This window comes from Sphingomonas ginsenosidimutans, from assembly GCF_002374835.1.
Classification (GTDB): Bacteria; Pseudomonadota; Alphaproteobacteria; order Sphingomonadales; family Sphingomonadaceae; genus Sphingomonas; species Sphingomonas ginsenosidimutans.
On the sequence record NZ_NWVD01000001.1, the window covers coordinates 80,700 to 101,742 of the forward strand.

Sequence of the window (21,043 nt, forward strand, 5' to 3'; positions counted from 1 at the left end):
GGTTACAGCGGCCTGCCGCCGGTCTTCCACGTCAGTTGCAGCGCGAACGCCCGTCCGACGCCGTCAAACCACGAAATGTCGTAATAGGGGTAGGAGGCATAGGTCGGGTCGAACACCGGCGCCTGGTCGAACAGGTTGGTGACGGTCCCGGTGACGCGCAGCCGCTCGTTCAGGTCGTAGCGCGCCGACAGATTGAACAGGTAGCTGGCCTTGATATACGCGTCCTGATCGTAATTGGGCAGCTTGCCCAGCCGCATTCCGGTGAGCGTCGTCGAGAAGTCGCCCAGGCTCCACGTCAGGCTGGCGGTGCCCTTCTCACGCGGGATGTCGTAATTGCTGTCGACCGCGAACTGGTTGATGACCGGATCGCCGGGGTACTGACGCACCGTGTGGTTGAAGACATAGGTGTAGCCGCCTGACAGCGTGAATTCGCCGATCGCGGCGGTCGGCAGGCGGAAATTGGCGGCCACGTCGATGCCGTCGGTGGTTTCCTCCGCGACGTTGATCGGGTTGACCCGCACCGCCTGCAACTGCCCGGCCAGCGCGCCGCTGGTGTAGCGCTGGACGCGGGCGATGGCATCCTGGCAGGTCGGCGACGACGGATCGGCCCCGCCGCCGGCGCGACAGGTCGATTCCGCGCGCAGCAGCGCGTCGATGCTGAGGTCGCGGACCTGATCCTTCATCTTCACCCGGAAGTAATCGACCGACAGGTCGAGCCGGTTCGACGGCTGCCACACGACACCGGCGTTGAGCGACGTCGAGGTTTCGGGCTTGAGCTGACGATTGCCGGTCTTGCGGGCGATGATCGTCTGGTCGGAATAGCTGCAGTCGCCGATCGTCTCGTCCGGCTCCTCCACCCGGCACAGATAGTAATCGGTGGCCGACGGGTGGGTGTTGCCCGGGCCGCGGAAGACATAGTTCAGATCGGGCGCGCGGAAGCCGGTGCCATAGGCGGCGCGCAGCAGCAGCCGCTTGGTCGGGCGCAGTTCGCTGCCGATATTGTAGGTGAACCGGCCGAAGGTGTTGTCCGCGATGTGGAAGGAATCGTACCGGCCGGCGGTGCTCAGCTGCAGGAACGACAGCACCGGCACGCGGAATTCGTAGCCCAGGCCCCAGCGGCTGCGCGATCCGCTACCGTCCGAATCGACCAGCCCGACGTAGTAATTGGTCAGCGTCAGCGGATCGGGGCGAAGGTCGTAACCCTGTTTGCCCACCTCCGCGATGAAGGCGGCGCCGACCGGGCCGGCGGGCAGCTGGAACAGGTTGGTCGTGTTGAGCGAGCCGGCCAGCGTGTCGGTCCACGACCGCGGGCGATAGAGCGAGTCGACCGAGATCGAGCGATACTCCTCCGGCGTCAGCGGCTTGTAGAGGCGGCGCACGTCGGCGTTGAAGATCGCATAGCCAGTGGCCGGATCGACGCCCTGCTGCTGCCCCAGGAACAGCGCGTTCGATTTCGAGATGACGATTTCGGGGAAGGTGACGCGCGAATCATATTGCGCGTGGTTGAACGACACCTCGTACTTCCAGCGACCCTTGTCGCCGAACTCGCCGCGGATGCCCGGCGTGATGTTGAAGGTGATCGACCGGTTGCGGGTCATGCCGTTTTCGAACCCGCCGATTTCCTCCGGCGTGAACTGGCGCGTCCAGTTGTCGAGTTGCAACCCGCTGTCGGTCGCGTCGGGTGCGAGATTGGGGTTGAAGAAGGTGCCTTCCTCATTCCCGTCAGGAGACACGTAATACCAGCTCTTGACCCGGCGAAACAGTTTCAGCTTCGAATAGCTGAACTGAAGGTCGGCAAACAGCTCGGCCCCGCCGCCCAGGTCGTAGCCCATCGAGCTGTACGCGGTGACCGATTTGCGGTCCGAAATCATCGTGCCGTAGGCGACCGATTCGTTGCTGCCGCAGAACTGCCCGTAGCGGCGGCGATTGGCGTAGTAGATCGTGCCCTGGTTGAGCGACGACAGCGCGCTGCACGTGGCCTGCCCCGGATCGATATAGTTGGAGTCTTCGTCCGACCGCAGGAACGTGCGCTGCGCCAGCGGCGTCGCGGTGGTGGGATTGTCGGCGGTCGAATCCTGGCGCTCGCGCTGATACTGCCACAGCGGACGCTGGTTCAGCAGCTCGATGCCCACGACACCATGGAACCGGCCGGTGTCCCAGCCGGTCGTCGCCATCAAGCGGTACGCCTCAGCCCCGCCATGCTGGGTGTCGTTGTAGCGCAGGTCGATGCGCGTGCCGTCCGCCTTGGTCTTCAGCTGGAAATTGACGACGCCGGCGATCGCATCGGACCCGTAGATCGCCGAGGCGCTGCCGCTCAGCACCTCGACCCGTTCGATCAGGCCGACCGGGATGTTCGAGATGTCGGTGAAGTTGCTGTTGCCCTGGAACGGCAGCGGGAAATCGGCGATGCGCCGCCCGTTGACCAGCACCAGTGTGTGGTTCGGGCCGAGCCCGCGCAGGTCGACCTGCTGCGCGCCGGGGCTGAAGCTGGCGCCGGACGCGCTCTGCTGTCCCTGTGTCTCGCCGCCGTTCTGCGTCACGCCGCGCAGCACATCGGGGACGCTCTGGAAGCCGCCGCGAAGGATGTCGTCGGCCGTAATGACGGTGACTGGCGCCGGGCCTTCCTTCTGCACGCGCGGGATGCGCGAGCCGAGGATCACGATCTCTTCCGATGCGGTGTCCGCCGGGGCGCTGCCGGGCAGTTCCTGCGCCATCGCGCTGCCCGCCATCGCCATCATCCCAGCGCCCGCCAGCCAGCGTGCGACCCCATAGCCCCGCATTATAATACTCCCCAATCATACCCCGTTACGCAATCATAATGGCATGGACTTTCGTCAAATTGGAATATAAAAATAGCACATTGAGCGTGCGATCTGTTGTTTTGATGGGAGTGTGGCCTTGCGGCACGGCGTGTTAGGCATCGCATTGATATGTGCGGGAACCGCATCGGCTGTTCCGGCGATGGCGGAGCCGCGGGGCACGCAGCAGCCGGCGGCGGTCGCGGGCGCGCGCTTCTTCGTGACCGGCGATCCGGCGAAACCGCGCCGCGCCGCTCCGTCGCAGGCGCTGATGCTGCTGGGCGGCGGCGACTGGGACAGCCAGGCGTTCCAATGGTTCGCGAAGAAGGCCGGATATGGCCATATCCTGATCCTGCGCGCGTCGGGCGATGGGGAGGGCGGGCGCGAGATGTTCGCCGAGATGGCGGGGGTCGCGTCGGTATCGACGATCCTGTTCACCGATCGCGCCGCCTCCACCGATCCGCGCGTGCTGGCCGCCATCGCGAAGGCCGACGGCATCTTCCTGGCCGGTGGCGACCAGGCGAAGTACGTCCGCTTCTGGCAGGGGACGCCGGTTGCGCGCGCGCTGGACGCGCATGTCGCGGCGGGCAAGCCGATCGCCGGCACCAGCGCCGGCCTCGCGGTGCTGGGCGGCACCGCTTATGGCGCGATGGACGGCGGCAGCATCGATTCGTTCAGGGCGCTGTCCGACCCGATGGGCGATGCGGTGACACTGGTGCGCGATTTCCTGCACATGCCGCACCTGGCCCATGTCGTCACCGATACGCATTTCAACCAGCGCGACCGGCTGGGCCGGTTGATCGCGTTTGTCGCGAAGGCGCGGGCATCGGGCGATCCGCAGGCGATCGGGCTGGGGGTCGATGAAAAGGGCGCGTTGTGCGTCGATGCCGATGGGCAGGCGGTCTATCGCGGGCCGGCGAACACCCATGCCTGGCTGGTCCAGCCGCAGGGCGTGCCCGCGCTGGTGCCGGGCAAGCCGCTCGACTGGGCGAACATCCGCATCACCGGCATCGCCCCGGGCGGCACGATCGACCTCGATACGCTGGCGGTGCCGCGGCCCGCGTTCGTCGGCACGGCGAAGGTGGTGGCGGGCAAGCTAATCGACGCGCCGCTGCCGCCGGGCGGGCATTGGTCGCTGGCGATCCATGGCGGGGCGGGGGTGATCCCCCGGGGGGCGCTGACGCCCGAACGGGAGCGCGCCTATCGCGCGGGGCTGAACGCCGCGCTCGCCGCCGGATCGGCGGTGCTGGCGAAGGGTGGCACCAGCCTGGACGCAGTCGAGGCGGCGGTGCGCGTGCTGGAGGACGATCCGCATTTCAACGCCGGGCGCGGTGCGGTGTTCGACGCGGAGGGAAAGAACCAGCTGGACGCCGCGATCATGGACGGCGCGACGTTGCGCGCGGGCGCGGTCGCGGGGGTCGGCACGACGAAGAACCCGGTCATGCTGGCCCGCGCGGTGATGGAACACAGCCGCCACGTTCTGCTGAGCGGGGCGGGCGCCGATCAGTTCGCGCGCGAACAGGGGGTGGAGCAGGTCGACCCTGCCTATTTCCGTACCGACAAGCGGTGGCAGGAATATCTGTCATGGAAGCGCGATGAGGAGCACGCCGCGCTCGATCCGACGCACCGTTACGGCACGGTCGGCGCGGTGGCACGCGACCAGCGCGGGCATCTGGCGGCCGCGACCTCGACCGGCGGGCTGACCGGCAAGCGCTGGGGACGGATCGGCGATACGCCGATCATCGGCGCGGGCACCTATGCGATGGACAAGACCTGCGCGGTGTCGGCCACCGGCACCGGCGAATTCTTCATCCGCCAGGTCGCCGCGCGCCAGGTCTGCGACCGGATACAGTGGAGGGCGCAGGACGTCGCCACCGCCGCAAGCGCCACGATCGGCGAGGTGGGCGAGATCGGAGGCGACGGCGGGCTGATCGCGATGGACGGTGACGGCCACATCGCCTTTGCGATGAACAGCGACGGCATGTATCGTGGTAGCGTATCGGATGACCAATCCCCACGTACCGCCATCTATGCGGGAGAAACGGATGTCGGCCGACGCCCCGAGTAATCCCAGCAGCTCGAAGCGCGAACTGGACGCTCGATTGCTGGCACTGTTGCGGCAGGATTCGCGCGTTCCGGTGTCGGAACTGGCGCATGTGCTGAATGTGTCGCGCGCGCACGTCTATGCCAGCATCTCACGCATGGAGCAGGACGGGACGATCGACGGGTACACCGTGCGCCTCGGCGAGGCCTATGAACGGCGCACCGTGCGCGCGCACGTCATGATGACGTCGCATCCCAAGCTGATGGTCGAAACGCAGGAGGCGCTGGCGGCGATCCCGGAGCTGACCGGGCTGCACGCCATCGCGGGCGAGTATGACATGATCGCGATCGTCGAGGCGTCCAGCCTGGAGCGGCTGAACGATGTGATTGACGCGATCGGCATGATGCCGGGGATCGACCGCACCACCTCCGCGGTGATCCTCGCCACCCGGTTGCGGCGCTAGGCCAGGATCCGGTCGATCAGTTCGACCGGGTGCAACGGTCGTCGGCCGGTCATCCGTGCGGTCTGGCATCGGCACGAAAAGCCCGTCGCCAGCACCCAGTCGTCGCGTGTCGCCTCCGCCCAGCTCAGCGCGAAGATCTCTTTGGACAGGCGTTGCTGCGCGGTTTCGTGGCCGAACAGGCCGGCCATCCCGCAGCAGCCGGTCCTGACCGGTTGCGCCGCGATGCCGAAGCGAGCCAGCGCGGTCGCCCAGCCCGCCAGCGCCAGCGGGCGTAGCGCCTGTTCGGTGCAATGGCCGAGCAGGCGATAGGGGCCGAGCAGGCGACAGGGCTCGACGCCGCTGTCAACCTGGCGCACGGGGTTGCCGTGCGCCAGCACCGATTCCAGTCCTGCGACGTCGACGCTTTCGCCGGTCAGTTCGGTGAATTCCTGCGAGAACATCAGCGCCGTCGCGGCGTCCAGGCCAACCAGCCGCACCCCGGTGGCGGCCAGCTCCCGCGCCTCCGCGACACGGGCGCGGGCGATGCGGGCGAAGCGATCGCGCATCCCGATCAGGTGCAGCGCCTTGCCGTTGCTGCGCGCCGGCAGCCGCATGACGGTAAAGCCGCAGGCGGAAAGGACGCGCGCGGCGGCCGGCAGGACGCTACCGTCGAAGCTGGCGGTAAAACTGTCCTCGACCAGCACGACGGTGGTCGCCCGTCGTTCCGGCGGCAGCGCCGCGACCGCCGCGGTGGTGGCGACCGGCGGCAGCGTGCGGGTGTCCGCGACGGCGAAGCGTGGCAGGTCGACATAGCCGAGCCGTGCCAATGCCGCGCGCGCGGCGCGGGTGCCCAGCATCAGGTTGGCGACCGCGGGCATCCGCCGCGCAACGGCCAGCATCGGTTCCATCCGCGCGAGGACGTGGTGGCGCAGCGGCCGGCGTCTGGTGGTACGCGCGGCGAAACGCGACTTCATCGTCGGGATGTCGACCTTGACCGGGCAAAGCGTGGTGCACGCCTTGCACGACAGGCAGGTCGACAGCGATCGGCGCGTGTCGGCGGCGATCGCGTCACGCTCGGCACGTTCCGCCGGCGTCGGATCCGCGATGGAATCGAGGCGCGCCCAGCTGCGCAGCAGGGCGGCGCGGCCCTTGGGCGACTGCGCGCGATCGCGTGTCGCCTTGTACGACGGGCACATCACGTCGAGCGCATCCCAGGCGTGGCAGGCGCCGTTGCCGTTACACGCGACCGCGCGGTCGAATGCCTGGGCGTTGGCGTCGGCAATGTCCCGGTCGGCATCGGCGCGGAGCGGCACGCCGTCGATGCGGTCGACCGCATGTCCCGCCGGCGCGGCCAGCTTGCCGGGATTGAGCCGGTTGTCGGGATCGAAGACGGTCTTCAGTTGCACCAGTTCGGGGTAGAGATCGCCGAAGAACAGCGGCGAATATTCCCCGCGGAACCCGCGACCATGCTCGCCCCACAGCAACCCGCCATAGGACTTGGTCAGTTGCGCGACCGCATCGGAGATCGGGCGGATCAGCGCCGCCTGGGCGGGATCGCGCAGGTCGAGGAACGGGCGGACGTGCAGGCACCCCACGTCGGCATGGCCGAACATGCCATATTGCAGGTTGTGACGGTCGAGCAGCGCGCGGAACTCCGCGACGTAATCGGCGAGCCGTTCGGGCGGGACGGCGGTATCCTCTACAAAGGGGATGCCCTGTCGCGCGCCGCCGAGCCGTGCGAGCAGCCCGACCGACTTTTCGCGCAGCGACCATAATTGCCGGATCTGTGCGGCGTCGCGCACGATCCGGCAGTCGCCCGCCGGCCCGATCACGGCCAGCCGGTCCAGCCCCGCCGCGATGGCCGCATCGTCGTCGCCGGTGAATTCGACGAAGTTCATCGCCGCGACCGGCCGGTCGCCCGTGCCGCCCAGCAGCGCTTCGACCCCGGTCCAGATGATGTCGGACCGCGCCACGCCCAGGATCTTGTCGTCGATGATCTCGATCGCATCCGGCCCGGCGGCGATCAGGCGCTGGACGTCGCGCATCGCGCCATCAAATGTGTCGTAGCGGATGACCGCCAGCGCGCGCCGCCGCGGCCGCGCTGCGACGTTCAGCGTGATCGAGCGGGTCAGCGCCAGCGTCCCTTCCGACCCGGCCAGCAGATAGCCGAGGAAGAACCGGTCGGAGCCCGCGTCCCACGTTCGTTGCAGGTTGTAGCCGGTCAGCCCGCGGTTCATCCGCGGGAAGATCGCCGCGATCTCATCGGCGCGGGTGGTGACGATGCGCAGCACTTCCCGGTGAATGTCGGCGACGATCCCGGTGCCGCGCGCGATCTCCTCCGCCGCGGCGCGGGTCATCGGCTCGGCGCGCCATGACGTCCCGTCCGCCAGCGTCAGGTCGATCGCGGCAATATAGTCGGACGTCTTGCCCCAGCGGCGCGATCCCTTGCCCGACGCATCGGTCGCGACCATTCCGCCGATCGTCGCGCGGCTGGCGGTCGACACCATCGGCGGGAAGAAGCGGCCGTGCGGGGCCAGGAAGGCATTCAGCTGGTCCAGCACCACGCCGGGTTCGACCACGACGGTGTTCGCGACCGGATCGAATGCGCCGATGCCGCGCATGTGGCGGCCGAAATCGACGATCACCCCGGTGTTCAGCGACTGGCCGTTGGTGCCCGTGTCGCCGCCCCGCGCGGTCAGCGACAGTGGCGCGCCCGATCGCCGCAGCGCCTGCACCAGCGTGGTCACGTCGTCGCCGCTGCGCGGATAGACGATCGCGGCGGGCAGCAGTTGGTAGATGGAATTGTCGGTCGACGCGACGTGCCGTGCGCCGACCCCGCTTTCCCGATCGCCGCCGAAACCGGCCGCGCCCAGTTCGGCGAACAGCCGCGCGACCGCCGCTCCGGTGGCCTCCGCCATCTACGCCGCCGCCCGGCCCGGCAGGTCGCGGATCCGTGCGATGGATTGCGCCTCCAGCTCGGCATAGAGCGCGAACGGATCGCGCACCGATGCGCCCAGCGCCGCCTCGAACGCCGCCTGGGCGGCGGAGGCGGCATAGCTGCGCTGTTCGTCGTCGCCGAGGTTCGACTGGAAGATGCCGGCCGCGCTGACCGGCAGGAAATCCTCATAGACGATCGGCGTGGCGCGGACCTGGCCCGCCGCGATCCAGTCGGCCGGATCGCCGGCGGGGACGGTGCCGACGCCACCGACCGGCTCATAGCGGAAATAGGCCAGCCCGCGGTCGCGCAACGCATCCTCCGTATCAGGGAAGTCGGCGAAGGCGGTCGCCAGGCGCTCGGCATAGCTGCCGTCTGTGCCGGTGCGCGCCTGTTCCAGCAGCCGGTCGTATAGCGCGCGACCGGCGGGGGTCAGTGCGGCGCCGCGCTGTTCGATCTCGCCGAAGCGGGCGGTGTGCTGGCCCGGCTGGTCGCCGGGGAAGACCACATCCTCTTCGATCGCCTTGAAGCTGGTCTGGCGTAGCAGGATCGGAACCGCGCGCGGCGGCGGCCCCTCGACCACCGCCTTCGCGTCGATTCCGCGCGCCTGCATCTCGGCCTGCGCGGCGTCGATATCGAGCGTTCGCGGGGTCAGGTGGTTGATATGCGGCCCCCGAAACGAGACGATATCGGCGATCAGCCGGTGCGCGGCGCTCAGCCGGGCGTAGGCATCGGCACCGACGCGCGCATCGCCGTGCCAGCGGAAGGTTTCGAGCAGCTCAGCGACGAACCGGTCGGCGTCGTCCTCGTCCAGCCCGCCCTGTGCCTCCGCGCGTTCGATCAGGCACACCGCCTCGTCGGTGAAGATCCGGCGGTTCGCCAGGATCGCTTCCGCCTCGGCACGCAAGCCTGCATCCTCGATCAGTTCGATCCGCAGCAGCGAGGTGAAGATGCGGAACGGATTGGCGGCCAGCGCGGCTTCGTTGACCGGGCGGAACGCGGTCGAATGGACCGGCACGCCGGCGACCGACAGATCATAATAGCCGACCGGCCACATCCCCATGACGGCGAAGGCGCGGCGCATCATCGCCAGTTCCGCGGCGGTGCCCAGCCGGATGGCGCCGTGCCGCTCGACATCGAGCCGGTCGAGTTCGCCGCGCGCGCGCAGTTCGGCCGCCAGCGCGGGGCGATCCGCCAGCACCCGCCGGTTCACGTCGGCAACGATCGACAGCAGATCACCGTACAGCGGCACCTCGTCGCGATACATCGCCGACATGGCGTGGGAGAAACGGGTACGGATCGTGTCGGCACAAACCGGGACGGACATGCGGGCAGCTCCCAGAAGGATTATCGAGGCGAATAGGTGAGGATGTCGCCGGTCGCGACGCCCAGCGCGGCGGCGGCGGCCGGGTCGATCGCGATGCCGTCGCCATGCGGCGCCACCGTGCCGAAACAGCATCGGAACGCCGCCAACCGGCCGCTCGCCACGACTACGGGCGCTCCGCCGGTCGCCGCGATCGCGCAGACCGAGGCGGTGCGCGCCCGGCGGAGCGTCTCGATCCGGTCGGTGGCGGCGGTCATGGTCGGGCCGCCGTCGAACAGGTCGATGTGGCGATCGTGGCGAAAGCCTTCCTTTTCCAGCAATCGCATCGCCGGACGCCCCGACGGATGCGGCACGCCGACCACGTCGCGTGCCCGCGCATCGAGCATCGCCAGCAGTACCGGGGTCCGCGGCATCATGTCTGCCAGGACATGGGTGCCGTTGGCGGCGTTGAACGCATCCGCCTCGGCGAAGCCGATGCCGAAGAAACGCCCTGCGATCCCGTCCCAGAAGGGTGCGCCGCCGTCGGCGTCCACCACACCGCGCAGTTCGGCGATGGTCGTAGCCGCGAAGCGGGCGCGGTGCATCGCCATGAAGAGGTAGCGGCTGCGCGCCAGCAGTGCGCCGGCCCCGGCGGCGCGGGCGTCCGCGCGCAGGAACAGGCCGCCGACCTCGCTGCATCCATGATGGTCGGTGCAGACCGTCAGCTCGTCGGTCTCGATCGCGCGGGCCAGCCCGGCGCACCATGCGCTGCGCCGGTCGATGCGATAGCTGTAGAAGGGGGTGTTGCCGCCGACCCGTGCGAAAATCTGGCAAGTGCCGCAGGCAGCGGTGCCGTCTTCCAGCACGAACAGGAACCGGTCGTCATCCGGCTGGCCCTGTTCGTGGCCGAAAGCGGCGATCGCCGCGGTCAGCCGGTCACGCAATTTGTCGCGATCGGGCGGCAGGTTCACGAACCCGCCGCCCGTGCTCCGGGCCATCGCATCCAGGGCGGGCAGGTCGTCGAGGCCTGCCGCGCGCACTACCATCGTCATGGGCGGGCCAGACCCTCGGCCTCGCCCAGCAACGGTTGCAGCGCGTCCCACTGGCCGGTGGCGCCGTCCGCCTCGAAACTGGCCATCGGATAGGCGCAATAATCGGCGGCGTAGAAGGCGCTGGGGCGGTGGTTGCCGGAATCGCCGATCCCGCCGAACGGCTGCGCCCCCGCGGCACCCGTCGTCGGGCGGTTGCGGTTGACGATGCCGGCGCGCGCCTCGGTCAGGAAATGCCGCCACAGCGCGTCGTCGGCGGTCACCAGTCCCGCGGACAGGCCGAAGCGGGTGGCGTTGGCCAGCGCGATCGCGTCGTCGAACGATGCCGCGCGATGCACCTGCAGTACGGGGGCGAAAATCTCGTCATCCGGCGCGTCGAGGCCCGTCATGTCGATCAGCGCGGGGGTGACGAAGGCGGGCCTTTGCCCCGCGACCGTGCCCAGGGGCACGATCGTCCGCCCCCCCAGCGCGACCAGCCGGTCGACCTGCCCGCGGGCCGCCGCCGCCGCCTGGTCGGAGATCAGCGGCCCCATATAGGGGGCCGGCGCGTCGTCCCAGCGACCGATCGTCAGCCGCGGGATCAGCGCCGCGACCGCATCTGCCACCGCATCGCCGAATGTGCCGGCCGGCAGGATCAGCCGCCGGGCGCACGAACAGCGTTGCCCGGTGGTAACATAGGCCGATTGCACCACCAGCGCGGTGGCTTCCCGAACGTCGCCGTCCCACACCACCAGCGGATTGTTGCCGCCCAGTTCCAGCGCCAGGATGACGTCGGGCCGCTCGGCGAACCGGCGGCGGAAGTGCGCGCCGGTTGCCGCCGATCCGGTGAACAGCAGGCCGTCGATCCGCCCATCGACCAGCGCCGCGCCGGTGTCGCGCCCGCCCTGTACCACCTGCAGCACATCGTCCGGCAGGCCCGCCGCGTGCCAGGCATCGCGCATCGCCGCGCCGACCGCGGGGGTCAGTTCGGATGGCTTGAACACAATCGTGTTGCCCGCCAGCAACGCCGGGACGATATGCCCGTTGGGCAGATGGCCGGGAAAATTGTACGGCCCCAGCACCGCCATCACGCCGTGCGGGCGGTGACGCAGGATGGACGCGCCGAACGGCATCGGCGTCTCGCGATGGCCGGCGCGCTCCGCCTGCGCCGCGATCGACAGTTCGACCTTGCCGATCATCGTCGCGACTTCCTGCGCCGATTCCCACAGCGGCTTGCCGGTTTCGCGGGCGATCACCCGTGCCAAGTCATCGCTGCGCTGCTTGAGGACACCGGCATAGGCGCGCACTACCGCGATCCGATCGTCCAGCGCGGTGGCGCGCCAGTCGCGGAACGCCGCGCGGGCGCGCGCCACCGCCGCCGTCACGTCCGCTGCGGTGGCGGCCGGCGCGGACCAGACGGTTTCGCCGGTCGCCGGGCAGGTGGATGTCAGCATCGTCATCACGCGGCCTGCGCCATCGCACCGCGTGCCGTGACGCAGGCGGACTCCAGCCGGGTCACCGCCTCGGCCACTTCGGCGGGGGTGATGAGCAGCGAGGGCAGCAACCGCACGCAATTCTCGCCGCCGCCCGCGACCAGCAGGCCGTGATCGCGCGCGACGCCCATGAACGCACGATTGTTGGGGATCATCTTCAACCCGATCAGCAGCCCCTTGCCGCGCACCTCGGCGATGACGTCGGGGAAGCGCCCGCGCAGCTCCTCAAGCCGGTCGAAAAAATCGGCGCTGGCGGCGCGGGCATTGGCCAGCGTCGCCTCGTCCGCGATCGTGTCGAACGCGGCGATGCCGACCGCCATCGCCAGCGGATTGCCGCCGAAGGTGGTGCCGTGGACCCCCGGGGTCATGCCCTTCGCCGCCTCCGTGGTGGCAAGGCACGCGCCGACCGGGAAGCCCGATCCCAGCGCCTTGGCCAGCGCCATGATGTCAGGCGCCGCACCGTCGAACCACTGGTGGGCGAACAGTCTGCCGGTGCGCCCCATGCCGCTTTGCACCTCGTCATGGATTAGCAGCACGCCATGCTTGCGCGTCAGCGCGCGCAGTCGCAGCAACCAGTCGCCCGACAGCGCCCGCGCGCCGCCTTCGCCCTGTACCGGCTCGACGATCACCGCCGCAGTGGTCGGGCGCGCGATCGCCTCCTCGATCGCGGCGTCGTCGTCGACCGACAGCTGGACGAACCCCGGCAGGCGCGGACCGCAGCCCTCCATATAACCGGCGTTGCCCGAGGCGTTGATCGCAGCATAGGTGCGCCCGTGGAACGACCCGGCGAAGCCGACGATGTCGATCCGTTCCGGCTGGCCGTTGACGTGATGGTAGCGGCGAGCGGTCTTGATCGCGCACTCGACCGCTTCGGTGCCGGTATTGGCGAAGAACACGCAATCGGCGAACGAGGCATCGACCAGCCGCTGCGCCAGCGCCTCCTGCCCCGGAATGCGGAAGATGTTCGACACGTGCCACAGCTTGCCGGCCTGTTCGGTCAGCGCCGCCACCAGCGCGGGATGCGCATGGCCCAGCGCGTCGGTGGCGATACCGGCGACGCAATCCAGATAGCGCCGGCCGGCGGTGTCGGTCAGCCACACGCCCTCACCCGACGCGACCGCGATCGGCGCCCGATTGTACAGGTTCATCAGGGGATCGGTCATGACGGTTCCTATTCTGGGGAGGGGGCGATATCGGGCCGTGGCGGCCCGCGCATGCCACGGGCCACCCGCTTTATCGGACAGGATCGGCGACGGGCCAAACGTATTGGCCTCATCTGCTGATGCGGAAATGGAATGTAGGCGGAATGCGCCTACACGTCGTTAATTGTCCTTCTTGCGCGGCAGGGGCGGGCAGCCCGTGCGCAGGCATGGCAGGCTGGGGTCCCAGGAGATCAGGCGGACCACCATGTCGCCCGGCTGGGTGCGCGGATCGGTGCCCATACCCGCCACGCGCGCATCGAGCGAGGCGGTCAGCGTCGCGACGGGGCGGCCGAACGGGTCGGTCACAACCGCAAGCACGTCGCCCTTCTTCACGAACTGGTTCAGCGTCACGCGCACATGCGCCCAGCCGCCGCGCGGACTGTCGACATTGGTGACAAGATTGCCCAGAAACGGTTCGGGATCGCTCAGATCGGGCGTCCCCGGCAGCATCTTGCGATCGATCATGACATTGCGAACCCCGCGCAGCGCGCGGGCGATCATCGCTTCGTCGAACACCTCCGGCGCGCCCAGCTCATAGGTGACAGCGGGGATGCCGTTGGCGTTGAGCATATCCTCCACCGCGCCGTCCAGACCGGCCTGGATATAGATGCTGTCGGGGCGCAGCATATCGGCCAGCCGCTTGGCGGCGGGCGTGTTGACGAACACATAGGCGGGATAGGTGCCGCCACGCGATTGCGTATGCAGGTCGATCCCGAGATCGGCATTGTGGACCATCAGTCGCGACCACAGCCGTGCGGCAAAGCGTTTCCCGCCGCCGCCTTCGTCGCCATGGTCGGTCGTGTCCTGCGGGATCAGTCGGTTCAGATTGTCGCCCGCGCCGGTATGCCCGCCGGTGAAGGCGCGGGTCGAATTGCGCAGCCCGGGGGCGTTGAGGCCGGGCACCGCGATCAGCGTGCCGGACAGCGTCGCCGGGTCGAGCCCTTCGACCAGGCGCTGGATCACGCCGATGCCGTTCAACTCGTCGCCATGGATGCCCGCGGTCAGCAACAGGCGCGGTCCGGGGCGCGGCCCTTTCACGACGATGACCGGGACATAATAGCCCTGGCCGACGTCATTGTCGTCGACGCGGAGCCACAGCCGCGTCTTGCCGACCGGCAGGGATGCCGAATCGAGCCGCTCGATCACCGGCGAACCGTCGATCCGGTCCGTCGTCTGGCCCTGCGCGGAGGCGCCAAGGAAGGGCTGTGCAATCCCGAGCAGCAAGGCAGCCATTCCGATCCGGCATGTGGCCGAGCGGCATTTTGCAGCGAAATTCATATCGTTCACCCCCCAGTGACGGCATCGTGGCGCGGATGCGCGGGGCAGTTTCCCGAATTCCGCCCGTCACGGGAAGTGACATTATGTCATGTTCAGATGCACAGGCGTCATCAGTCGCCCGTGATCGGGCGGCGGCATATCGCCCTGCCGCCGCCCGCGTTCGTCGTCAGGCGGTCAGATCCATGACGACACGCCCTTCGATCTGGCCCCTGTGCATCCGATCGAAGACGGTGTTGATGTCCGCCAGCCGCGCGACCTCCACCGTGGCGCGCACTTTGCCGTGCGCGGCGAAGTCGATCGATTCCTGCAGATCGAGGCGCGTGCCGACGATCGATCCGCGCACGGTGATGCCGTTGAGGACGAGGCCGAAGATGTTGAGCGGGAAGTCGCCGGGCGGCAGACCGTTGAGCGCCACCGTCCCGCCGCGCGCCATCATCCCGATCGCCTGCGCGAACGCCCTTTCGCTGACGGCGGTGACCAGCGCGCCCTGCGCACCGCCGCCGGTCTCGCGCTTGATCGTGGCGGCCGGATCGGGGTCGGTCCGCGCGTTGACGGTGACGGTCGCGCCCAGCCGGCGGGCGAGCGCCAGCTTGGCATCGTCGACGTCGACCGCCGCGACGTTCAGGCCCATCGCGACCGCATATTGCACGGCCATATGCCCCAGCCCGCCGATGCCCGAGATGACGACGGTGTCACCCGGCCGGGTGTCGGTCATCTTCAGCCCCTTGTAGACGGTGACGCCGGCACACAGGACCGGTGCGATCTCCGTAAAGCCGATCGCGGCGGGCAGGTGACCGACATAATCGGGATCGGCGAGGACGTAATCGGCGAACCCGCCGTTGACCGAATAGCCGGTGTTGAGCTGCGCCTCGCACAACGTTTCCCACCCGCCCAGGCAGTGCACGCAATGGCCGCAGGCGCTGTACAGCCACGGCACGCCGACGCGGTCGCCCTCCTTCACGTTCTTCACCCCGGCGCCGACCTGGCTGACGAAGCCGACGCCTTCGTGGCCGGGGATGAACGGCGGCTCGGGCTTGACCGGCCAGTCGCCCTGCGCGGCGTGCAGATCGGTGTGGCATACGCCCGATGCCTGGATCGCGACCTGGATCTGGCCGGGGCCGACCTGCGGCACGGGGACTTCGTCGATGCTGAGCGGCTGGCCGAACGCGCGCACGACCGCGGCCTTCATGGTCTTCGCCATAAAGTTCTTCCTTCCTTCGGGGGGAAACCGCCCCGCCCGGCCGGGCGGGGCGTCATGTCGTCAGAAGAAGCCGAGCTTCTTCGGGCTGTAGCTGACCAGCATGTTCTTGGTCTGCTGATAATGATCCAGCATCATCTTGTGGTTCTCACGCCCGATGCCGGATTGCTTGTAGCCGCCGAACGCCGCGTGCGCGGGATAGGCGTGGTAGCAATTGGTCCACACCCGTCCGGCCTGGATCGCCCGGCCGAAGCGGTAGCAGGTGTTGGCGTCGCGGCTCCATACCCCGGCACCCAGGCCGTAGGCGGTGTCGTTGGCGATCGTCAGCGCCTCCTCCGCATCGCTGAACGTCGTCACCGAAAGCACCGGGCCGAAGATCTCCTCCTGGAAGATGCGCATCCTGTTATGGCCGCGGAACACGGTCGGCTGCACGTAATAGCCGCCCGACAACGCCCCGCCGGGATCGGCCGTGCCGCCGCCGATCAGCAGTTCCGCGCCCTCCTGCCGGCCGATATCGACATAGGAGAGGATCTTGTCGCGCTGTTCGGCCGACGCCTGCGCGCCGATCATCGTCGCGGCATCCAGCGGATTGCCCTGGACGATCGCGGCGACCCGCTTCAGCGCGCGCTCCATGAAGCGATCGTAGATCGATTCGTGCACCAGCGCGCGGCTGGGGCAGGTGCACACCTCGCCCTGGTTCAGCGCGAACATCGTGAACCCTTCCAGCGCCTTGTCGAGGAAATCGTCATCTTCGCGCGTGACATCCTCGAAGAAGATGTTCGGCGACTTGCCACCCAGTTCCAGCGTCACCGGGATCAGGTTTTCGCTGGCATATTGCATGATCAGGCGACCGGTCGAGGTCTCCCCGGTGAACGCGATCTTGGCGATCCGGCGCGAGGTGGCCAGCGGCTTGCCCGCCTCCAGCCCGAAGCCGTTGACGATGTTGAGCACGCCCGGCGGCAGGATGTCGCCGACCAGGTCGATCCACACCATGATCGAGGCGGGGGTCTGTTCGGCGGGTTTCAGCACGATGCAATTGCCGGCGGCGAGTGCGGGGGCGAGCTTCCACGCCGCCATCAGCAGCGGGAAGTTCCACGGGATGATCTGCCCGACGACGCCCAGCGGCTCGTGGAAATGATAGGCGACGGTGTCGTGGTCGATCTCCCCGATCGATCCTTCCTGTGCGCGGACGACGCCGGCGAAATAGCGGAAATGGTCGATCGCCAGCGGGATGTCGGCGGCCATCGTCTCGCGGATCGGCTTGCCGTTGTCCCATGTCTCGGCGATCGCCAGCTGTTCCAGATGCTGTTCCATCCGGTCGGCGATGCGATTGAGGATAAGCGCCCGTTCGGCGACCGAGGTGCGGCCCCAGGCGTCCTTCGCGCTATGCGCGGCGTCCAGCGCGGCCTCGACATCCTCGGCCTGCGACCGCGCGATCTCGCCCACGGGCTGGCCGGTCAGCGGCGAGATGTTCTGGAAATAGCGGCCCGCCTTGGGCGCGACCCAGGTGCCGCCGATGAAATTGTCGTAGCGCGGCGCGAACGGTGCGCGCAGCGTCGTGGCCGTGCGATCGAGGGTAAGGGTGCTCATGGTCCTCTCCTTTACGAGGTGGGGCGCCGTGACGGCGTCTGTCCCCCGTTATCGCCCCCGGTCGGCAAGCGCGGAAGGGGAGGGGCCGAGGTGGGACCGCCGCTGTGTCTCGCCGTCGAGACAGCTGGCGGCGGCGATCGTCAGCCGGTCAGGCCGGCGCGTGCCATGCGGCGGTACAGCGTCGCGCGCCCGATCCCCAGCAGCCGCGCCGCCCGGCTGGCGTTGCCGTCCGCCTGCGCCAGCGCTTGGCGCAGCACCGCGCGATCGGCGTTCTCGAACGAGGGCGGCGCCTCCTCGCCCAGCACCTGCGACAGCGACCGCGGCGTGGCCAGCGCCGCGTCGTTCAGCCCCAGTCGCAGCCGCGCGGCGCGGCTCGCCCCGACGACCAGATCGTCGCGATCGACCGCCAGCAACGCGCTGCCGCTGACCGCCTGTTCGGGCAGGAAGATGATGCGGCGGTCGGCGAAATGGCGGCAGAACAGGTCGCGTTCGATCCGGCGCGCGGCATCGCGGACCAGCGCGGCGACCATCTCCGCCATCGCGGTGCCGTGATCGTCGCGACAGCTCGACACGTCGATCGCCGCGGCCAACCGGCCGTGCGGATCGTGGACGGGCGCGTCCATGCAGCTGATGTTGACGTTGCGGCTGGCGAAATGCTGGTCGCGGTGAATGACCACCGGCTTGCCTTCGAACAGGCAGGTGCCGATGCCGTTGGTGCCCTGATCCTCCTCGCCCCACAAGGCGCCCTCGACCAACCCCGCTGCGGAAAAGGCGTCAGCGTCGCCTGCGCCGGCGCGCCGTTCCAGGATGACGCCGCGCCGGTCGCTCAGGATCACCGCGCAGCCCGTCCGCCCCACCGCCCGGAACATCTCGTCCAGCACCGGCGCGGCGACTGCGAGCATCAGGTCGTTCTCGGCGCGGACGGCGGCCAGTGCCGCATCGTCGATCCGGTCGCGCAGCGGCGCGCCATCGGGATCGAGCCCATGGTTCAGCGCCGACCGGCACCATGATGCGGCGATCGCCGACGTCGCGGCACGGCTGGCTGACCGGACCGCCTCATGGACGGCATCCCCGTGTCGGACGACGGCTCCTCTCATCGCATCCTGCCTCCTGTCGCCGACGGTTATACTCCGATGTCAGCGACGTGCCGAGGCCTCATCCTCACGCAGCGCCGAAAACAGCGCCTGCTGCCGCAACGGCTTGCTGAGTACCGCATCGAAGCCGCTGTCCCGGGCCAGTGCATCGAGCGCCGCGCTGGGATAGCCGGTGATGAGCACCGAGCGCCCCGTCCAGCCGCGATCGCCCAATGCGCGGCGCACGTCGCATCCGGTCGCGTCGGGCAGGCGGAAATCGGCGATCAGCACCGCGGCGTCGTCCAGATCGGCGCCCGCCAGCAACGCCCCCGCCGACGCGAACGAGCGCACCTCATATCCCCGCCAGTGCAGCAGCAGCTGAAGCGATCGGCGCACGCCGTCGTCGTCCTCCACCACCAGCGCGGCTCGCCTGTGTTCGGGGGGCGGATCGGTCGTCATGGCAGCTCCAGTCCATCATGGGAGCGTGATGATGACGAACGCCGCGCGCCGGGTCGCTACGTGTTGTCCACAGTGTCGGCCAGCCCCGCCGCGAAGGCGAGGCGCAGCGCGTCCGACAGGCTGTGCACCCCCAGTTTCGTCATGACATTGGCGCGATGCACCTCGACCGTCCGCGGGCTGATGCCGAGGTCGAAGGCGATCGTCTTGTTGGGATGCCCGCGCACCAGCCCGCGCAGGATATCCTGCTCCCGCGGTGTCAGCGCGGCGATCCGCACCGCCGCGTCGCGCGCGCTGGCGGCGGCCGTGTCGCGCCGTTCCAGATGGGCGAAGCCGCGATCGAGCGCGGCGAGCAGCGCGGTCTTCTCGAACGGCTTCTCCAGGAAATCGACCGCGCCCGCACGCATCGCCGCCACCGCCGTCGCGACATCGCCGTGGCCGGTCAGGACGATCACCGGAAAGCCGATGCCGTGCACGGCGAGTTCCTGCTGGACCTGGAGGCCGTCCATTTCCGGCATACGGATGTCGAGCAGCACGCAGCCGGGCCGCTCGTGCCGCGCCGCGCGCAGGAACGCCACGCCGCTGTCCCAGGGCGTGACCGCGAAGCCCGACGTCTTCAGCATGAACGCGATCGAGCGGCGCACCGCATCCTCGTCATCGACGACATGCACCATGCGTCGGTCAGTCATGGCCGTCCCCCGGTTCGGCGCTCCACACCGTGAAATGGAATATCGCGCCACCACCGACCGCCGGCTCGGCCCAGATGCGGCCGCCATGCGCCTCGACGATCGTGCGGGAGATCGACAGGCCCAGTCCCATGCCCTGTTCCTTTCCGCTGGCGAATGCCTCGAACAGGCGCGGGGCCACCGCGGGGTCGATGCCCGGCCCGGTATCCGCGACCGCCACGTCGATCATCCCGCCGTTGCGGCGGGTGGTGATGCGGATGTCGCGATGCGCCGTGTCGCCGACCGCCTCGGCGGCGTTGCGCAGCAGGTTGACCAGCACCTGCTGGATCTGGACGCGATCGGCCAGCACATGCGCGGCGGCAGGATCGAGATCGGTGAACAGCCGGATGCCGCGTTCGGTCGCGCCGAGCAGCCCCAGCCGGGTCGCCTCCTCGATCATCTCCGGCAAATCGTGCACCGCCTTGTCGGTGTCGCCGCGCGCGACGAACTGGCGCAGCCGCCGCACGATCTGCCCGGCGCGCAGTGCCTCGCGCGATGCCTCATCCATCGCCTCGCGCAGGAACGGCTGCGCATCGGGCGCGTCGCTGTCGATCAGGTCGCGGCCCGCCTCGAGGTAGTTGGCGATCGCGGTCAGCGGCTGGTTCAGTTCGTGCGCCAGCGTCGAGGCCATCGTGCCCATCGCGCTGACGCGCGAGACGTGGATCAGCTCCGCCTGAAGCTCCTTCATCCGCAGCTCCGCCAACTGCTGCGTCGTCAGGTCGCGGATGAAGCCGGTGAAGATGCGGTGCCCCTCGTCACGCGCCTCCCCGACCGACAATTCCATCGGGAATTGCGTCCCGTCGCGCTTCAGCCCGGTGACGACGCGGCCGATCCCGATGATCCGCCGCTCGCCCGTGGTTTCGTAGCGGGCGATATAGCCGTCATGCTGTTCGCGATAGGGGGAGGGCATCAGCACGCTGACGTTCCGTCCCACCACCTCCATCTCGGCATAGCCGAACAGCCGTTCGGCGGCGGCGCTGAACGACAGGATCGATCCGGCATCGTCGATCACCACCATCGCATCCGGCACGGTGGCCAGGATCGACCGGACGTGCAGCTCGCTCTGCCGCAGCGCCTGTTCGCGTGCCCGCCCGGAGGTGACGTCGGCGATCTCCATGCCGAACCCGGTCAGCGTTGCGTCATCGCCGCGCAGCGCCACGATCGTGACATCGGCTAGGAATTCGCTGCCGTTGCGCCGCACCAGCCATTGTTCGCGGCGGAGCGGCGATTGCGTCGTGGCGGCGTGGAGCGCCGCACCGCACTGCCGCGCGGCATTCTCGCCGGGATACAGCACCGCGGCGGGGTGACCGGCCAGAGCGTCGGGGGACCAACCCAGCAACCGTCGCGCCCCCTTCGTGCCGCTGGCGACCGTGCCGTCCGGCGTCAGCAGCAGGACGGCGCGGTCCGCCAACCCCTCGACGAAGCGCGCGAGTTGTTCGGCCGTCCTCTCCGTTTCGCGGCTGTCCATGCTGCTCATC

General features: G+C 69.0%; 15 protein-coding genes. 2 read left to right on the plus strand and 13 right to left on the minus strand.

Annotation, left to right across the window (positions count from 1 at the left end; genetic code table 11):
• Positions 1 to 2: 2 nt before the first annotated feature.
• Positions 3 to 2,780 (minus strand): TonB-dependent receptor plug domain-containing protein, encoded by a 2,778-nt coding sequence (locus COA17_RS00355; RefSeq protein ID WP_096609430.1) that lies wholly within the window; start codon positions 2,778 to 2,780, stop codon positions 3 to 5.
• A gap of 181 nt (positions 2,781 to 2,961) precedes the next feature.
• Between COA17_RS00355 and COA17_RS00360 the strand changes: the two genes are divergently transcribed.
• Both COA17_RS00360 and COA17_RS00365 read left to right on the plus strand, forming a co-directional pair.
• Positions 2,962 to 4,866: an isoaspartyl peptidase/L-asparaginase gene (locus COA17_RS00360; protein WP_245857311.1), complete on the plus strand. Its 1,905-nt coding sequence runs from the start codon at positions 2,962 to 2,964 to the stop codon at positions 4,864 to 4,866.
• On the plus strand, positions 4,844 to 5,305 hold the full coding sequence (locus tag COA17_RS00365; RefSeq protein ID WP_066491228.1) for an Lrp/AsnC family transcriptional regulator: 462 nt from the start codon (positions 4,844 to 4,846) through the stop codon (positions 5,303 to 5,305). Before COA17_RS00360 ends, COA17_RS00365 begins: the two co-directional genes overlap by 23 nt.
• Here COA17_RS00365 and COA17_RS00370 read toward each other — a convergent pair.
• From COA17_RS00370 to COA17_RS00425, 12 genes are all read right to left on the minus strand, one after another.
• Positions 5,302 to 8,202: an FAD-binding and (Fe-S)-binding domain-containing protein gene (locus COA17_RS00370; protein WP_096609432.1), complete on the minus strand. Its 2,901-nt coding sequence runs from the start codon at positions 8,200 to 8,202 to the stop codon at positions 5,302 to 5,304. The two genes, COA17_RS00365 and COA17_RS00370, sit on opposite strands and share 4 nt — an antisense overlap.
• Positions 8,203 to 9,546 (minus strand): 2-oxoadipate dioxygenase/decarboxylase HglS, encoded by a 1,344-nt coding sequence (gene hglS / locus COA17_RS00375; protein WP_096609434.1) that lies wholly within the window; start codon positions 9,544 to 9,546, stop codon positions 8,203 to 8,205.
• A 20-nt stretch (positions 9,547 to 9,566) separates the two neighbouring features.
• Positions 9,567 to 10,574: an arginine N-succinyltransferase gene (locus tag COA17_RS00380; RefSeq protein ID WP_096609436.1), complete on the minus strand. Its 1,008-nt coding sequence runs from the start codon at positions 10,572 to 10,574 to the stop codon at positions 9,567 to 9,569.
• The gene (gene astD / locus COA17_RS00385; RefSeq protein ID WP_245857312.1) at positions 10,571 to 12,010 is read right to left on the minus strand and encodes a succinylglutamate-semialdehyde dehydrogenase; all 1,440 of its coding nucleotides are present in this window, start codon (positions 12,008 to 12,010) and stop codon (positions 10,571 to 10,573) included. The genes COA17_RS00380 and astD overlap by 4 nt, the downstream gene beginning before the upstream one ends.
• Positions 12,010 to 13,206, minus strand: coding sequence for an aspartate aminotransferase family protein (locus tag COA17_RS00390; protein WP_217990981.1), 1,197 nt, complete (start codon positions 13,204 to 13,206; stop codon positions 12,010 to 12,012). The genes astD and COA17_RS00390 overlap by 1 nt, the downstream gene beginning before the upstream one ends.
• A gap of 159 nt (positions 13,207 to 13,365) precedes the next feature.
• On the minus strand, positions 13,366 to 14,478 hold the full coding sequence (locus COA17_RS00395) for a succinylglutamate desuccinylase/aspartoacylase family protein (RefSeq protein WP_096609440.1): 1,113 nt from the start codon (positions 14,476 to 14,478) through the stop codon (positions 13,366 to 13,368).
• A 211-nt stretch (positions 14,479 to 14,689) separates the two neighbouring features.
• Positions 14,690 to 15,724 carry an alcohol dehydrogenase AdhP gene (gene adhP, locus COA17_RS00400; RefSeq protein WP_096609442.1) on the minus strand — a complete coding sequence of 345 codons (1,035 nt, stop codon included), beginning with the start codon at positions 15,722 to 15,724 and terminating at the stop codon, positions 14,690 to 14,692.
• 60 nt (positions 15,725 to 15,784) lie between these two features.
• The gene (gene adh / locus COA17_RS00405) at positions 15,785 to 17,311 is read right to left on the minus strand and encodes an aldehyde dehydrogenase (RefSeq protein ID WP_096609444.1); all 1,527 of its coding nucleotides are present in this window, start codon (positions 17,309 to 17,311) and stop codon (positions 15,785 to 15,787) included.
• Positions 17,312 to 17,451: 140 nt separating this feature from the next.
• Positions 17,452 to 18,408, minus strand: coding sequence for a GAF domain-containing protein (locus tag COA17_RS00410; protein WP_096609446.1), 957 nt, complete (start codon positions 18,406 to 18,408; stop codon positions 17,452 to 17,454).
• A gap of 39 nt (positions 18,409 to 18,447) precedes the next feature.
• Entirely contained in the window at positions 18,448 to 18,843 is a 396-nt protein-coding gene (locus tag COA17_RS00415; RefSeq protein ID WP_096609448.1) for a response regulator, read from the minus strand.
• Positions 18,844 to 18,899: 56 nt separating this feature from the next.
• The gene (locus COA17_RS00420; protein WP_096609450.1) at positions 18,900 to 19,529 is read right to left on the minus strand and encodes a response regulator transcription factor; all 630 of its coding nucleotides are present in this window, start codon (positions 19,527 to 19,529) and stop codon (positions 18,900 to 18,902) included.
• Entirely contained in the window at positions 19,522 to 21,042 is a 1,521-nt protein-coding gene (locus COA17_RS00425) for a PAS domain-containing sensor histidine kinase (RefSeq protein ID WP_245857314.1), read from the minus strand. Before COA17_RS00425 ends, COA17_RS00420 begins: the two co-directional genes overlap by 8 nt.
• Between the last annotated feature and the right edge of the window lies 1 nt (position 21,043).

What these genes read in the sequence shown, in the direction of transcription:
- COA17_RS00355 (WP_096609430.1), bottom strand. Translation starts at nt 2,780, where the DNA reads ATGCGGGGCTATGGGGTCGCACGCTGGCTGGCGGGCGCTGGGATGATG.
- COA17_RS00360 (WP_245857311.1), top strand. Translation starts at nt 2,962, where the DNA reads ATGGCGGAGCCGCGGGGCACGCAGCAGCCGGCGGCGGTCGCGGGCGCG.
- COA17_RS00365 (WP_066491228.1), top strand. Translation starts at nt 4,844, where the DNA reads ATGTCGGCCGACGCCCCGAGTAATCCCAGCAGCTCGAAGCGCGAACTG.
- COA17_RS00370 (WP_096609432.1), bottom strand. Translation starts at nt 8,202, where the DNA reads ATGGCGGAGGCCACCGGAGCGGCGGTCGCGCGGCTGTTCGCCGAACTG.
- hglS (WP_096609434.1), bottom strand. Translation starts at nt 9,546, where the DNA reads ATGTCCGTCCCGGTTTGTGCCGACACGATCCGTACCCGTTTCTCCCAC.
- COA17_RS00380 (WP_096609436.1), bottom strand. Translation starts at nt 10,574, where the DNA reads ATGACGATGGTAGTGCGCGCGGCAGGCCTCGACGACCTGCCCGCCCTG.
- astD (WP_245857312.1), bottom strand. Translation starts at nt 12,010, where the DNA reads ATGACGATGCTGACATCCACCTGCCCGGCGACCGGCGAAACCGTCTGG.
- COA17_RS00390 (WP_217990981.1), bottom strand. Translation starts at nt 13,206, where the DNA reads ATGACCGATCCCCTGATGAACCTGTACAATCGGGCGCCGATCGCGGTC.
- COA17_RS00395 (WP_096609440.1), bottom strand. Translation starts at nt 14,478, where the DNA reads ATGGCTGCCTTGCTGCTCGGGATTGCACAGCCCTTCCTTGGCGCCTCC.
- adhP (WP_096609442.1), bottom strand. Translation starts at nt 15,724, where the DNA reads ATGGCGAAGACCATGAAGGCCGCGGTCGTGCGCGCGTTCGGCCAGCCG.
- adh (WP_096609444.1), bottom strand. Translation starts at nt 17,311, where the DNA reads ATGAGCACCCTTACCCTCGATCGCACGGCCACGACGCTGCGCGCACCG.
- COA17_RS00410 (WP_096609446.1), bottom strand. Translation starts at nt 18,408, where the DNA reads ATGAGAGGAGCCGTCGTCCGACACGGGGATGCCGTCCATGAGGCGGTC.
- COA17_RS00415 (WP_096609448.1), bottom strand. Translation starts at nt 18,843, where the DNA reads ATGACGACCGATCCGCCCCCCGAACACAGGCGAGCCGCGCTGGTGGTG.
- COA17_RS00420 (WP_096609450.1), bottom strand. Translation starts at nt 19,529, where the DNA reads ATGACTGACCGACGCATGGTGCATGTCGTCGATGACGAGGATGCGGTG.
- COA17_RS00425 (WP_245857314.1), bottom strand. Translation starts at nt 21,042, where the DNA reads ATGAGCAGCATGGACAGCCGCGAAACGGAGAGGACGGCCGAACAACTC.